Source organism: Leptospira sp. WS58.C1, assembly GCF_040833995.1.
Taxonomy (GTDB): domain Bacteria; phylum Spirochaetota; class Leptospiria; order Leptospirales; family Leptospiraceae; genus Leptospira_B; species Leptospira_B cinconiae.
This window is the reverse complement of sequence record NZ_CP162137.1, coordinates 1,824,554-1,838,146: the sequence shown is the minus strand read 5'-3', so window position 1 is coordinate 1,838,146 and position 13,593 is coordinate 1,824,554. Positions and strand designations below refer to the sequence as shown.

At 41.0% G+C, this 13,593-nt stretch carries 12 protein-coding genes; 3 read left to right on the top strand and 9 right to left on the bottom strand.

Annotation, left to right across the window (positions count from 1 at the left end; translation table 11 throughout):
• Positions 1-113 precede the first annotated feature (113 nt).
• Complete coding sequence (locus tag AB3N61_RS08340) at positions 114-716, top strand: DUF4254 domain-containing protein (RefSeq protein ID WP_367899023.1); 603 nt, start codon at positions 114-116, stop codon at positions 714-716.
• Positions 713-1,771 (top strand): glycosyltransferase family 9 protein, encoded by a 1,059-nt coding sequence (locus tag AB3N61_RS08335; RefSeq protein ID WP_085988898.1) that lies wholly within the window; start codon positions 713-715, stop codon positions 1,769-1,771. Before AB3N61_RS08340 ends, AB3N61_RS08335 begins: the two co-directional genes overlap by 4 nt.
• A gap of 1 nt (position 1,772) precedes the next feature.
• On the opposite strand, the gene AB3N61_RS08330 is transcribed toward AB3N61_RS08335, so the two are convergent.
• On the bottom strand, positions 1,773-3,068 hold the full coding sequence (locus AB3N61_RS08330) for a glycosyltransferase (protein WP_020768452.1): 1,296 nt from the start codon (positions 3,066-3,068) through the stop codon (positions 1,773-1,775).
• A 125-nt stretch (positions 3,069-3,193) separates the two neighbouring features.
• Here AB3N61_RS08330 and AB3N61_RS08325 point away from each other — a divergent pair, with 125 nt between their 5' ends.
• Positions 3,194-4,525: an O-antigen ligase family protein gene (locus tag AB3N61_RS08325; protein ID WP_367899022.1), complete on the top strand. Its 1,332-nt coding sequence runs from the start codon at positions 3,194-3,196 to the stop codon at positions 4,523-4,525.
• Here the strand turns inward: AB3N61_RS08325 and AB3N61_RS08320 are convergent.
• From AB3N61_RS08320 to rpmB, 8 genes are read right to left on the bottom strand one after another with little or no spacing between them, the layout of a single operon-like run.
• Positions 4,505-6,265: a phospholipase D-like domain-containing protein gene (locus AB3N61_RS08320; protein ID WP_367899021.1), complete on the bottom strand. Its 1,761-nt coding sequence runs from the start codon at positions 6,263-6,265 to the stop codon at positions 4,505-4,507. The genes AB3N61_RS08325 and AB3N61_RS08320 overlap by 21 nt on opposite strands.
• Complete coding sequence (locus AB3N61_RS08315) at positions 6,262-7,647, bottom strand: LA_2168 family protein (RefSeq protein WP_367899020.1); 1,386 nt, start codon at positions 7,645-7,647, stop codon at positions 6,262-6,264. Before AB3N61_RS08315 ends, AB3N61_RS08320 begins: the two co-directional genes overlap by 4 nt.
• Before the next feature lie 11 nt (positions 7,648-7,658).
• Positions 7,659-9,788: an LIC11755 family lipoprotein gene (locus tag AB3N61_RS08310; protein WP_367899019.1), complete on the bottom strand. Its 2,130-nt coding sequence runs from the start codon at positions 9,786-9,788 to the stop codon at positions 7,659-7,661.
• 50 nt (positions 9,789-9,838) lie between these two features.
• Entirely contained in the window at positions 9,839-11,731 is a 1,893-nt protein-coding gene (gene uvrC, locus AB3N61_RS08305) for an excinuclease ABC subunit UvrC (protein ID WP_367899018.1), read from the bottom strand.
• Positions 11,732-11,737: 6 nt separating this feature from the next.
• A complete protein-coding gene (locus AB3N61_RS08300) occupies positions 11,738-12,157 on the bottom strand; it encodes a peptide chain release factor family protein (RefSeq protein ID WP_020768127.1) in 420 nt (139 codons plus the stop codon).
• 1 nt (position 12,158) lies between these two features.
• Entirely contained in the window at positions 12,159-12,590 is a 432-nt protein-coding gene (locus AB3N61_RS08295) for an acyl-CoA thioesterase (protein WP_020768424.1), read from the bottom strand.
• 10 nt (positions 12,591-12,600) lie between these two features.
• On the bottom strand, positions 12,601-13,296 hold the full coding sequence (locus AB3N61_RS08290) for an endonuclease III domain-containing protein (RefSeq protein ID WP_367899017.1): 696 nt from the start codon (positions 13,294-13,296) through the stop codon (positions 12,601-12,603).
• The gene (rpmB, locus tag AB3N61_RS08285) at positions 13,253-13,528 is read right to left on the bottom strand and encodes a 50S ribosomal protein L28 (RefSeq protein WP_020768365.1); all 276 of its coding nucleotides are present in this window, start codon (positions 13,526-13,528) and stop codon (positions 13,253-13,255) included. Before rpmB ends, AB3N61_RS08290 begins: the two co-directional genes overlap by 44 nt.
• Positions 13,529-13,593 lie beyond the last annotated feature (65 nt).

The following is a 13,593-nucleotide window of genomic DNA, read 5'->3' as shown; positions in this document are numbered from 1 at the left end:
ACCTGGGAAATTTATTTTGTAAAGCGGAACTAGATCGAACTCTGGTATTAGCCGACGGACTTCCAGTAGGAAATCCTCTTGATTTTTGGTCTATCGCGTAAATTCTAGCTCCGATGAAGTTAGAATCGGCCAAAGTGGTTGAGATATTCAAAAATTCCGTCTCGGATTGGCATAAAGAGGAATCTCATTCTGCTAATCCTTTCCCTCCATCCTCCCTAGAATTCCTTTTTTACCAAAAAAACCAGATAGATACCATTCAATGGCATGTGGAGGACGAGATCAGAAGACCGGATCTTCCTGATAAAGACCTCGTACAGTTCAAAAGAAGAATCGACGCTCTGAACCAGGAAAGAACCGACCTAGTTGAGCAGATTGACGATCAGATCTCCGCTATGTTCAAGTCCGTGGAGAAAAAGCCGAACGCCAGAATGAACTCGGAAACCCCGGCTTGGTTGATCGATAGGATGAGTATCCTGGAACTTAAAATTTATCACATGAAAGAACAAACGGAAAGAAAGGATGTAAGCCCCGAACATATCCAAACCTGCCAAAACAAATTGAATGTTTTGCTGGAACAGAGGGCCGATCTTTCCAAATGTTTGGATGAATTGTTGGACGATCTTGCCAAAGGAGATAAATTCTATAAGGTGTATAGACAGATGAAAATGTATAACGACAAAAATCTGAACCCATCCTTATATACAAAACAAGCATGAATCTTTTGGTGCTAAGATTCTCAGCGATGGGAGATGTCGCCTTGATGGCTCCGGCATTGATCGCCGTGGCCGCCAAGTATACGAATATACAACTTACCGTAGTAACCAGAGGGAATTACGCTCCCTTCTTCTATAATATCCCGAACGTTCATGTGATCGGGATCAATCTTAAAAAATACAAAGGTCTTTCGGGCTTATATCGTTTATTCAAAGAATTGAATAAGTTAGGTCCGTACGAAAAGATCGTGGACTTACATTCTAGCGTTAGATCCCGTTTTATCAGTTTTTTCTTTTGGGTCAGAGGAGTTTCCGTTTTTAGGATCATTAAGGGGAGAAGGGAGAAAATGCGCCAAATTCGCAGGACCCGTAAGGTTTTGCGTAAACTTCCCCATACGGTGGACAGATACCTAAAAGTTTTTGAAAAAGCGGGATTTCCTGCGGTCGTGCGAAAAGGTCCTTGGATCAATGTGGACCCTGAATCCAAAATTTACGCCAAGGACTTCCTCCTTGCGAGAAAGATAGACAAAAAAGAAGGTCTTTGGGTGGGATACGCACCTTTTGCAGGCCATAAATTGAAAGAATGGCCGTTGGAAAAAAGCCTAGAACTACTCAAACTGCTAAAAGAAGAATTTCCTAATATTCGGATTTTCTTATTCGGTTCCTCCCAAGAAGCCGTTCAAATGGAAGAATGGAGAAACGGAGACCAGTCCATGACGATCGTTTCCGGAGGTAAACTGGGAATACGAGGCGAATTGGGCATTATGGAAAGAATGGATGTGATCATCGGAATGGATTCTTCCAATATACATATCGCAGCGCTTCTCAAACGCCCCGTGATCGCATTATTCGGGACCACTCACCCGCTTTCCGGATTTGCACCTTTCGGTCAGGAAGATACCGGGGTGCTGCAGATAGAAGATCTACCTTGCAGGCCATGTAGTATTTACGGAAATACGACATGTTACCGAAAAGATTTTGCCTGTATGGAAAGAATTACTCCGGAAGACGTAATCAAACGGATCAACGTCATTAAGAATATCAATACACTTTTCTGAATCAGCCCATGATCCCGAAAGGATCCAAAGAGAAGATCGTATTCAGTAAAGATCTCTTTTTCTTCTTATTTTTTTGTTCTGCGACCGATTTATAAACTTCTTCCATTCTATCCACGCAAGCCTTCATTTCATGACTTTGGGAAATTTTAAGGGATTCCTTAGAGAAAGAAGCATACATCTCGGGATCGTGCAAAATACGAATGGTTTTCTCGGCGATATCCTTTACGTCGAACGGTTTTGCGATAAATCCGTTTACTCCATCATGGACTAATTCCGGGATCGCAAATGAATCCACACCAACCGCCGGAAGACCGCAGGCCACGGATTCTAGGATCACAAGTCCTTGGGTTTCCATAGTAGAAGCCGTTAAGAACAAATCGTATTTCGGATAATGTTTAGGAAGTTCGGCCCTATCTATAAATCCGGTAAAAGTAATCGCATGGTCGATCCCAAGCTTTTGGGCCTGGACCTTTAGAGAAGGTAAAGCGGGCCCATCCCCGATGATCGTAAGAGTTGCGGTCGGGATCTTTTCTAAGATCAATTTGAAAGAATTAATGATCACATCGCAATTTTTCTCGTAGGAAATCCTACCGACGTGTAGAAGTTTAGGACTTTCCGTAAGAGTTTTAGGACTTCCCTTAAATTGAGAAAGGTCCAGACCGTTTGAAATTACAGCGACTGGCTTCTTTAATCCGAACTCCTCTAATTGTTTTTTGATCAGATGAGAAGGAGAAATGATCAAATCGCAACGATCGTATAAATTATTCGTAATTTTCAAAATGATTTTTTTGCGTATGTTGAACTTGTCGAATTTTTCGAACTTCACCAAGTCCTTTATTTTGATCTTCTTATTTAACTTTCCGATCCTCATGAAAAGTTTGTCCAGCTTGAGAAGGCGATAAAAAGAAAGATACATATCCTGTTCGGACATCAATGTATGATAAGTCCCTATGCTTGGGATCCCGTATTTTTCGGTAGCATTGATCCCATAAACTCCCATAAGCCCGGGAGTGTGAATATGCACCAGATCCGGTTGGAATTCCTTGATTGCCCTTTTAATTTTGGAAGGAGATGGTAAAACTACCTTGATATCAGGGTAACTCGGTAGATATCCGCTTCTGAATCTTTCCAATCGGATACGATCCCCCATCCTGTCGAAATCACCTTCTCCATAACGTGGACAACAAATCAAAAATTCATGTCCCCTTTCGGCGAGGGCTTCCGCAAAATTTTTCATCGAAATAGCGACCCCGTCAATTTTGGGTAAAAAGGTGTCCGAAAAATAAAGAATCTTCATCTAGGTTCCTAATGCGGAACCAATCTCGTTTATAATATGGATTTTGCTACTCCATTCCAGAAATCTATGTGAAAAATAATCGAATTTACAAAGAATAGATCGGTGAGATTCTTTCCAGAAACCGGATGAAAGAGTTTTTGAAAAAGGCACATCTATTCTGTTTACTCGCTACCCTTCCTTCGATCGGAATTTCAGTCAGCCTCAGCCAGGGGTTTTTAGTTCTTTCCTTTTTTTTCGGACTAGCGGATCAACTCAAAGTTGGGAATTGGAAGGAGATCCTACCGAATCATCCTGTTTCCAAAATTTCCATTTCCCTTTTTTTTTGGTATGGGATCGTATTTCTGATCCACCTTGTTTTTGGTAATTCCGGACCGGAATACACAAAGTCTGCTTGGAACGGAGAACTTAAAGACTTCTTTTTATTTTTCGGATTACTCTCCGTAGGATTTACTACAAAAGAGGATCTACCCAAAGTATATCGTGCACTCTTTTGGCTATTTTTACTCCTGGTTTTCACTGGAGTGGTGGGAGGTTTTACCCCAGTCCGACTTTCCAGGCTCATCACAGATCTATACAAAACTTCCACAAGTTATAGATTCACTCATCCGTTAGGGTCTATTTCTTCTATCCCTCTGTATATTTCCATAGGTTTGATGAACACACATTTGACCTTCGGAGGTTTGCTCCAATTTTTCTCCGCGTTTGCGGTATTCGGTTTTTTACGAACACTTATCCAAGGAGATAAAAAGAAGATACTCATCGCGGGACTGTTACTCTTTTTATACTGCCTCGTATTCTTATTGAACCAGGCCAGGTCCAGTATGATCGGAGCCGGAGTGACTATCTTCTTTGCAGGAATTCATTTATTCTTTATCCGAAAAGAATTTTCGAAATCCTTTTTAATCAAAGGTGCCTCGTTTTTTTTAGGACTTTTGTTTTTGATCGTGCTCGTGTTGGCATTCAGTCCAGCCGGTAAAAAGATAATAGGCCCACTCTTCGGAAAAGAAAAACATACGGACTCTGGTAGGACTTTTATCTGGGATTCAAGTTTTCCGTTGATCCAAGAACACCCGATCATCGGGGTCGGTCCTGGAAATTATAATAAGGAGATCGAAAAAGTACGAATTGCTCATTCCGAAAAATATCCGGAACTCGCTTACTTTTACGAAGTCACCCAAAGAGGACATGCCCATAACGATTATTTTCATTTAGCATCCGTATTTGGGCTCCCGGCTGTATTGATCTACCTGGGATTGGGTGCCATTCTACTCGGGTATCTATTTCAATCCAGGCAAGACTTTCAGGTTATAATATTCTTTTATGGACTGATCGGATTTTTTGTCTCGGGATTATTCCAATGTTATTTCCAGGATGACGAAGTAGTCATCCTGTTCTGGATCTTACTTGGACTTTTCGTCAAGGGAGAGATCCTTTTATCAAAGAGAGATAACGCATAAATTTTCCTTTCTTTGGTTCGAAAGCCCGGGTTCGGCAAAATATTCCAAATTGGATTTAGAGTATTTTTCCAGAAGGACGGAACCCTCATGGAAATTATAAGCTGCAAATAAGATCTGCTCCGGCCAGTTCAAAGAATAATTAATAGATTTATAACAAAAATACAAACCAAAGTTCTCATATTCGACTAGAACCACACCCGAATTTGAACTTATACTTTCCGAAAGATAAAAAACACGATCTTCTACCGAGATCCCCAATTTCTTAGGGAGTTTTCCCCTTTCTAAGAGCCAAACTTGTTTCGGAGAATTTTCAAAATGAAGAAGGTCCGTTAGTTCCGAGTTTTCCGGAAAAACCCAGGCTCCTTCCGCCGCTAAAAATTGGAATGGTCTTAAAAAATGAGAAGGTTTTAAGATAGCAGTACGGAACTCGGACATCAAATCCGATCTTTGGATAGAAAATCCGATCTTTCCCTTTCGGGAAAAATGCCGAATTCCAAGGTCTTCTGCCTGCGAGCCAGGAAACTCGTTTTTGCCTCCAAAATAACGGGAACTAATGGATTCATAATCTCCCATAGGTTTACAAACTTCTTCTTTCCATTTGTAGAAATGATTCCACCGAAACCAGGCAAACCCGATCTCTAAGAAAGTATCCTCCTGTCGTCTTTCCAATCTACAAATCTGATCATTCTCCGGATCAAAAGTAAAAGTGTTCGATAACAAATCGACTGCCGAGGCTTCGATTCGTTTGGATTTACTCCGTATATTCTCCCATTCTTTTATAAATTCGTTTGCAATACGCGCATCTTTTATTCGGAGTAATATCTCCCGATTGGAATCCCTGGCATTTAAAGAATAATTATAAGATCCTGTCAAAACTTCCAGATTATCAATGATCATAGTTTTATGATGTAGGAGTCCTCCTTTACCGATTGTAGGATCGTCTAAAATATCTTCATTCCCATCTTCCAATATTTCGATCTCAGGAAGGCTCGATAGAATATTTCCTTCCGGATCCACTGGACGATTATAGATTCCGCTAATAGATCCATGATTTATTCGAGTAAGTCCCGAACTTAAAATCGGATCATAATGATCGAAAATCAGATACCGGATAGAATGCCGAGAAGACAAAACGGAATCCAAAAGTCGATTCTGGATGAGGTCTCCTTCTAAAGGAGAATTCCAAAATTCTAATCCGGCAATTCTCAAAACAGGAAATGGATATTCTTCTTTGAGAAAAGAATAAAATTTCTCCCAGTCTCTGGAATCCAATTTGAATTCCAAATATGCGTTATGATCCTGTTCCAAACCATAATAGGTAAAATTACCTGTTCCGATAAACACTAAGGACTGATCTGCAATTAAAACCTTAGTATGCTGCAATCCGGTTCCTTTCCAATATTTCAAAAAAGGAAGAATTGAATCCGGATATACTTTTCCCCATTCTCCCATGAGCTCCAGACGGACCCCTCTGTGGTTTGCTTGGACGAGTTCCGATTCTATCTCGGGTTCATCGAAAGAATAGATATGCATGTAGATTGAATCTTTCGCTTCTCGGATAATACGTAAGATCTCTTCTTTTACATTTCTCTTTTTGCCGACCGGAACAAATCTGCCGGGATAGGAAAAGAAGACCTTAGGATAGAATTCCTCTTCCCAGAAAATAGAAACCTCTTCATCCGTTCTTTCGCAACGAACGAAATAAAGGACCGTAAATAAGAGTAAAAGGAACTTCTTCATTTCCAAACTCCTCCGATTCGAAAGAGCATATACCATTGTTTCAGTCCGGTTGTTTGGTCCGACTCAAATCCTCCTAGATCCAATTCGATCTTGGCGGATCCATCTTCCAAAGGTGACCATGCGATACTTACACCCGCTTCTCTTATAAATTTGTTTTTCATGTTTCCGGAAATTGACCAAAGACCGGAGGAAGAATTCTCCTCTTTTAAAAATCCGATATAAGTAAAATGGATCCCTGGAGAAATTCCGAAAAACGTACCTTCCGCTTTCCAACCGAATAGATTTGCAGGCCGTTTGCCAGGAAAATCGGTTTCTTCTCTTTCTAATCCTCGGTCCGTAATCCAAGCAGAAGGGTAAAATCCCCAGACCTGCTGTAAGATCGGATTCGAAACGGGAGAAGCCCCCATTCCTATAAAACCCGTTTCCAAAATTTCGCCCTGAGAGGATCTTTTTTCTCGATCCGGTACAAATCCAAAAATGGAAATTTTCCCGTAAGTATTATAAAAACCTAAATCGATCCGAAGGGCTTCTCCACTGATCGGGATGGATCGTTCCGTTCGAGAAGGATGATAACCGGTTTTGTCCAATCCTCTGGAAAGGAAAAGATCCCCGGAAATATAAAGGAACTTCCAGAGAAATCCAAATCCGAGCCTCCATTCAACTAAATAGTCTTTGTCCCCTTCTATACTTTCGGCCTTGGATTCTTTCGTATCGGAACCGAACCTTCCCCAGTCTCCCAAAGAAAGATAACGCACCCTACATCGATATACAAAACGATCTTCGATGTTTCCGGTTAAGCTGATTCCGGCTCTATACCTTGCCTGGGAAGAAAACGCAGGATCTTTTTCGGAAATCAGATCATCTCTTGCTTGTTTCGGAAGAAATGACTCTCTTCCTTGTAGTTTCAACCATTGATTTTCGAATAAAGGAAATCCTCTGTATAGATCCAAAGCATCGAACCTGATCTTGATCCGATCCGATTCGGTCTCCGCAAACAGACCTTCCACCCCGTCTTTCCAAGAAGACCATGCTGGAAATTCTTCCGAGTCGGATTTTCTTCCCGCTCCCCATAAAAATCCCTTATAAAGGATCCCAAAATAAGAGTTTTTTCCCGGTAAAAACACCACTCCCGAGGTCGAAGTGGTTATCATTGTCCATTCTAAATTTGTAATGAATTTTTCGTTATACTTCTCGAATTTAAAACCAAGGACTGCTGGAGACGCCAAAGCAGCGATACGAGAATTTTCCTTTTCTTCAGAGATCCGTCCTTGGGTTCGAAATAAGACCCATTGGAAATAAAGCTCCAAAGAGGGATCCCGAACTTCTTGGGAAGATACGATTTGTGCGTATAAAAAAAGAAATAAGAAGACCAATTTTTTCATAAACGAACTTCTTATTCCAGAATTCCCGGATGAGCATCCGTCAAAGCGCAATTCGGGTCTCTGACGGGGCGCCCCGCATAGGAACTTACCGACCAAACTCGAACGTCCGATACTAATTTAGAATATGCAGATTTTCGAATTTTATTCCTTGTATCGTTGATCCCCGGACCGGAAGAACTATAAGAAAACTCGTCCCAAAATTCTCCGGTATACGGATCAAACACTCTGAGAAGATTTGATCCGGAAGAAGGTAAACTAAAACTTGTATCCTGCCAAAACTCGGTTTGTGGAAAACAAATCGCTTTCCCGGAGGAAAGTAAGGTCAAACCTTCTTTTTCTAACGGTAGAAGGATAGAGACTATACTTCCGTTGCCTTGGATGATCTCTAAATACGCGGAATCGGGAGAATTTTCCGTAACGGATGCAAACTCTATAAATCGATCTTTTGAGATAGGTTCGATCCCTTGGTAAGAACCCATCCACGACACTTCTGAAAAATATACCTTGTTTGGGATCTCTGTTTTGGAACAAAATGTTCGCCCGATAGAAGTCCTAGGGTTTTCGGAAAAAATTTCTATACCGGAATAAGAAGTTAGATTCGTATCTGGATCGGCTGCCGTATATGGATGCAAAAACGGCTTTCCATTCCGAAAACAAATACTTACGGTTTCCCCATTTGTTTTTTCGAGTATGATTTTCGTCGGAATTCCTTTGGAAGTCCTAAAGATCCCGTCCCAGAGAACCTTCTCTTTTCCGTTAGAATTCGATAGAGAAACAATATCGATAACGGCGACTGATTTAATATTGGAAAAAGAATATAAAGGATTTCCTAGAAGAAAAGGAAGGTTCCCAACGCTAAGAATCTCACCTTCTGCAATTCGATTCGAACTTTTGATCGGGAAAATATTTTTTCCCCAACGCATTCTTAAAGAAGAAGGATCACAAATTTTCCTTCCTTTATAGATCAGATCTAAATACTTCCAATCATCCTGAAAAATTCCTTTATACAATAATCCGTTCGGGTTGAGCTCTTCGATTTCGAAATCGTTTGGATCGCAGGCAAAATCACTCGCAGAGGTAGAGGTACCATTCTCTCCCGGATCCATACAGAATTTAGAAGTTGTTTCACAGTGAGAGAAAGAAGTCCCCTTCCAAGAATAGTATGTTTCTCCGAATAAATATCCCGCTCCAGGAAGATGGAACTCAAAGGATTGATCCACTCGGGCAAGGTAAATTTTTCCAGACTTCTTCAGATCCCCCCATTTCAGTCCGCTAAGAGATATCCTTTCTAAAGAAGCAGAATCCTCCGCATAGATCCTAGTCTCATAAGGTGAAATAAAACCGGTCGTTATAGGAAGGGAAACCTTGTTTTCGAATAAACTTAATTCCAAACCTTCTTCACAGATCGGAAAAGTATTCGGATTATAGATCTCAATCCATCTGCCAATACTCGAATTCGTTTCTCCGAAAATTTCCGTAATGATCGGTAGAGAAGTTAAACAGTTTTCCGATCCGATTTGGTTTTTGGCTCGGATCAGATTTTGGATCTCTTTTTGTAAGTCGGTTGCATTGAAAGAAATTCCTAAGTAAATTTCAGATCCTTCCGATGGAGAAACCACCAAGAAGGAGGTTCCATTAGAAAGAAAGAATATACTGAAAGTTTTAAAATGATTTTTGAGATTGAATCGAGCCCTATCCCAAACGACTTCTCGAGCGATCAAGGATTTAAGTTGTCTGTCCCCAATCAGGGCAAATTTGGAACCTTCTACCTTCTTCTTGATTTCGGAAAATGGATAGGTTCCGATCCTATATTCTGATCCGTCCGAAAGAACGGAACCGAACTCGGAGACCAATGCACTGTCTTTCCAAGCAGAAAAAATTTGCAAAAATTCGGAAATTCCTTCTTTAGAAATGCAGAGCTGAATTTGAAAATTTGGATCTTCTCCCGAGACAAAACAAGTATTACCATTTTTTTGGACCAGATCTGAAATCGATTTCGGGTTTTTCTTAAAGAATGGATCGTATTGGAATTGGATAGATTTTTCTGCGTCTTCCCAAAGGTGTTCGGAACCGGAGTCCTGCGTACAGGACACCGAAATGAAAAGGATGGCTAAGCCGAAACTGTAAATTGTTGTTCGCATTTTTTCCTCCAGAGCTACTTGTCTGGAGAAAAACGAATCACTCGCGATTTTTAGGAATTAGTTGGAGAATTTTCCGGAATTATGGTTCCGTCAGCACCGGTGTCGGAGCTTCGGATAGCAGAAGATTGGAAATAATTATAAATTTTTTCTGCGAGCGCCTCCCCTATACCAGGGACTTTCATGAGTTCAGCGATATTTGCGTCTTCTATCTTTTTCTGCCCGGAAAATGATTGTAGAAGTAGTTTACTTCTTTTTAAACCAATGTCCGGGACTTCTCGGATGAGACCGGTCAATGCTTCTCGATTTCTACGGGAACGATGATGCTCCACCCCGAATCTATGAGCCTCGTCCCTAAGATGGCGTAATAATCTCATCCCAGTTGAATTCATGTCGAAACTATAAGGAGAATTTTCTCCCGGGAAATATATCTCTTCTCTTTTTTTGGCAAGCCCTACCATAGGTAGATTCGCTGCACCTGCTTCCACAGCAGCCTCGCAGGCTTTCCCGAGCTGTGTAGGCCCTCCATCAATCACGATCAGATCGGGCATTACCCCGTCTTCGTTAATGATCCTTTGCAGTCTTCGGGAAATCACCTCGTGCATCATTCCAGGATCGTTAATCCCTTCATATCCTCGAATATTATACTTTCTATATCCTTGTTTGAAAGGTTTTCCTTCCACAAACATCACACCGCTTGCCACAGGAAAAGATCCCTGGAAATGGGAAATATCATAACATTCTATAATATGAGGAGGTTCCTTCAATTGGAACATTTCCTGTATTTCTTTTAAAGCGACGGTTTGGTCCTTATAATGAGTTGCGAGAAGTCTTTCCGTAAGCCCGAGTTCCGCATTTTTTTCCGCGATCTTTAAAAGGGATTTTTTCTCTCCTGCTTTAGGAAATCTTAATTTAGGTCTAAATCCCGTTTTTTCCTGTAAGAAGTCCAACACCGTTTCCCCTTCTTCTTTTAAACCGAAAGGAACTACGATACTGGCAGGGATCAATCCTGCACCCATATAATAATCCCGGAAGAAGGAGGATAATATTTCCTCTTCCGTGGAATTCTGCACACCTTGCAGAGGAAAAGATTTTTTATTATCCAGAAGTCCGCCCCGAACTTCCATAAGAACGACCTGGCCTTCGTCCTCTTTACGAGCGAACGCAATCACATCCTCGTCCCCGCCGTCCATACTCACCACGGTTTGTTTTTGCCGGAAAGTCTGGAGTCTTCCAAGCATGTCTCTGTATCTGGCTGCGATCTCGAATTCCAGTTTTCCGGAATATTCGTCCATACGTTTCGTGAGCTCGCTTGCTAAGATCTCCTTTTTACCTTCTAAAAATTGAATGATCTGATTTACAATAACTGCATATTCTTCTTCCGGAACCGTTCCTTGGCAGGGCCCTAGGCATCGTCCCATTTGGAAATTCAAACAAGGGCGTTTCGGTTTAGGAAGTGGGAGTTTTTGTCTGACTTTTCGGATCGGGAAAATACGAAGGATCACGTCTAAAATTTCTCGAGTGGTCCTTACGTCCGTATAAGGTCCGAAATATCTATCCCCATTATCCTTTATTTTGCGAGTGATAAACACCATTGGATACGGTTCGGAAAGAGAAACACAGATATACGGATATTTTTTATCGTCCTTTAAACGAACGTTGTAACGTGGATTATGTTTTTTGATCAGTGTAGCTTCTAAAATTAAAGCTTCTTTTTCGGTCGAGGTGGCAAACCAATCCAGATCGAAAATTTCTCTCTGAAGATATCTGGTTTTTAGATCCGTCTGTTTTTCCTTTAAATAGTTACGGATCCTTTTATCTAGATTTTTGGCCTTGCCTACATAGATCACCTCTCCTTCCGAATTTTTCCAGAGATAACAACCTGGAGAACCCGTAAGGTTTTTGAGTTTTTCTACTATCAGAGTATGATTGACTACTTCCGGCATCTTGGACTATTCTTCGCCCCAATCTATTTTTGGAGAGGTTTTTCTTTTTAGACCTGCCAAAGTTTTGGAAGCAGCCTTTCTTTTGGCTTTTCTCGCCTTATCGGCTTTGGCCTTTCTGATCTTTGCAAGTTTTGGATCTTCTATTTTGGAAGCTTCTAAAAGTTCTGCCTCCAATTTTTCGCAGAGAAGGATTCTCGCCTTATATCTGTTTAATCCTTGGGTGCGATGAATGGAACATTTAATTTCGAGACCTGTTTTTTTATACACTAATCGGACAGCAGTCGAAACCTTGTTTACGTTTTGTCCACCCTTGCCGCCGCTTCTTACAAAAGTTTCTTCCAAATCGGATTCTTGGATGCCCAGCTTTTTCATTCTGGAAAGAAGAAGGTTTGCTTTTTCCGGAGAGACAGGGAATTGGAAAGCCATTTTATTTGTTCAAAAATTCTTCCGGATCGAATTGACTGAAATAAGGGAACGGTTTTCCGGAATCGTCCAAACAGACGTAGGTTACCCTACAATCTATAATTTCTCTTATCTCTTTTTTCATTTGGTTTTTGGCAATGGCGGCACTTCGAATGGTAATGGAACTTTTTCCTACTTTTTCTATTTTAGAAAAAATTTGAATGATCTCACCAAGCAAACCGGGACTTTTAAAGATCACGTTATCCATCGTTACCGTAACAAGATTTGAATATCCGATTTTTTCGATGACGAACATCGCACAACCCTCGTCGATCCAGGCAAGCATCTGACCTCCGAAAAGGAAACCGTGTTGGTTTAAGTCCCTAGACATGACTATATGTTGTGTGCTTAATTCCATCCCTTGGAGTTTTTCATCTAAAAAGACTTCTACGCTCATTTTGGCCTCTCTAATCTTTGGGTGAAGTGGAAGAAGGACATTCTTTTCTAAGAATACATGTCTCGCAGAATGTCCTATGCGCCTTACAGTATTTTCTTCCTAAAAATATAAAATACAAGGACAGATCCATCCAGTATTCAGGTTGTACATTTTGTATTAGGTCCTTCTCCACTTTTACCGGATCGGTTTGTTTGGTAAGACCTAACTTTTTAGAAACCCTTTTTACATGAGTGTCTACTACGAATCCTTCCGAAATATGATGGATCTCGTTTAATACGACGTTTGCAGTTTTTCTTCCTATGCCTGGAAGTTTGGTCAATTCCTTGATACTCTTCGGCAATTTGCCGTCGTATTCTTTGAGAAGAAGGTTCGCAAAACCGGAAACCGACTTTGCCTTATTCTTATAAAAACCGGTAGAATAAATAAGCTTTTCTATCTTCTTTAAAGGAGCAGAAGCAAGAGATTCCAGAGTGGGAAACTCGGCAAAAAGAAGAGGGCTTACCTGGTTTACCCTTTCGTCAGTACATTGAGCGGAAAGGATTACAGAGATCGCAAATTCGTAGTCTTTGGAATATTGGAGAGGAGAATTTACGTCCCCGAATTCCTTCCTGAGTAGGAAGTAAATTCGGGATACATATTCAGGGGTCGGAGAAAAAGAAGGACTAGACTGCCTTTTTCTGGATTCCGACGTACTTTTTGGGGGCAAGTGCTTTTAGTGATTCGCCGTTATCTTTGATCGCAGCCTTGATCCCTTTCTTTTTCAGGGTTCTTAAAGCGCGAGTGGAGATACGAACGGTTACCCAACGATTCTCATCTTCTAAGAAGATACGTTTTTTGATCAGGTTGATTTTCCAGGTTCTACGGGTTTTAAGGTGAGAGTGGGAAACATTGTTTCCGGATATCGTTCCTTTCCCTGTCACAACACATTTTCTGGCCATACGCGACCATAATTTTCTCTAAGCCGGGTCTGTCAAGGAATCCAAAAAGATTCGAGAAAAATCCT

What these genes read in the sequence shown, in the direction of transcription:
- AB3N61_RS08325 (WP_367899022.1), top strand. Translation starts at nt 3,194, where the DNA reads ATGAAAGAGTTTTTGAAAAAGGCACATCTATTCTGTTTACTCGCTACC.
- AB3N61_RS08315 (WP_367899020.1), bottom strand. Translation starts at nt 7,647, where the DNA reads ATGAAAAAATTGGTCTTCTTATTTCTTTTTTTATACGCACAAATCGTA.
- AB3N61_RS08300 (WP_020768127.1), bottom strand. Translation starts at nt 12,157, where the DNA reads ATGGCTTTCCAATTCCCTGTCTCTCCGGAAAAAGCAAACCTTCTTCTT.
- rpmB (WP_020768365.1), bottom strand. Translation starts at nt 13,528, where the DNA reads ATGGCCAGAAAATGTGTTGTGACAGGGAAAGGAACGATATCCGGAAAC.
- AB3N61_RS08340 (WP_367899023.1), top strand. Translation starts at nt 114, where the DNA reads ATGAAGTTAGAATCGGCCAAAGTGGTTGAGATATTCAAAAATTCCGTC.
- AB3N61_RS08335 (WP_085988898.1), top strand. Translation starts at nt 713, where the DNA reads ATGAATCTTTTGGTGCTAAGATTCTCAGCGATGGGAGATGTCGCCTTG.
- uvrC (WP_367899018.1), bottom strand. Translation starts at nt 11,731, where the DNA reads ATGCCGGAAGTAGTCAATCATACTCTGATAGTAGAAAAACTCAAAAAC.
- AB3N61_RS08330 (WP_020768452.1), bottom strand. Translation starts at nt 3,068, where the DNA reads ATGAAGATTCTTTATTTTTCGGACACCTTTTTACCCAAAATTGACGGG.
- AB3N61_RS08295 (WP_020768424.1), bottom strand. Translation starts at nt 12,590, where the DNA reads ATGAGCGTAGAAGTCTTTTTAGATGAAAAACTCCAAGGGATGGAATTA.
- AB3N61_RS08320 (WP_367899021.1), bottom strand. Translation starts at nt 6,265, where the DNA reads ATGAAGAAGTTCCTTTTACTCTTATTTACGGTCCTTTATTTCGTTCGT.
- AB3N61_RS08310 (WP_367899019.1), bottom strand. Translation starts at nt 9,788, where the DNA reads ATGCGAACAACAATTTACAGTTTCGGCTTAGCCATCCTTTTCATTTCG.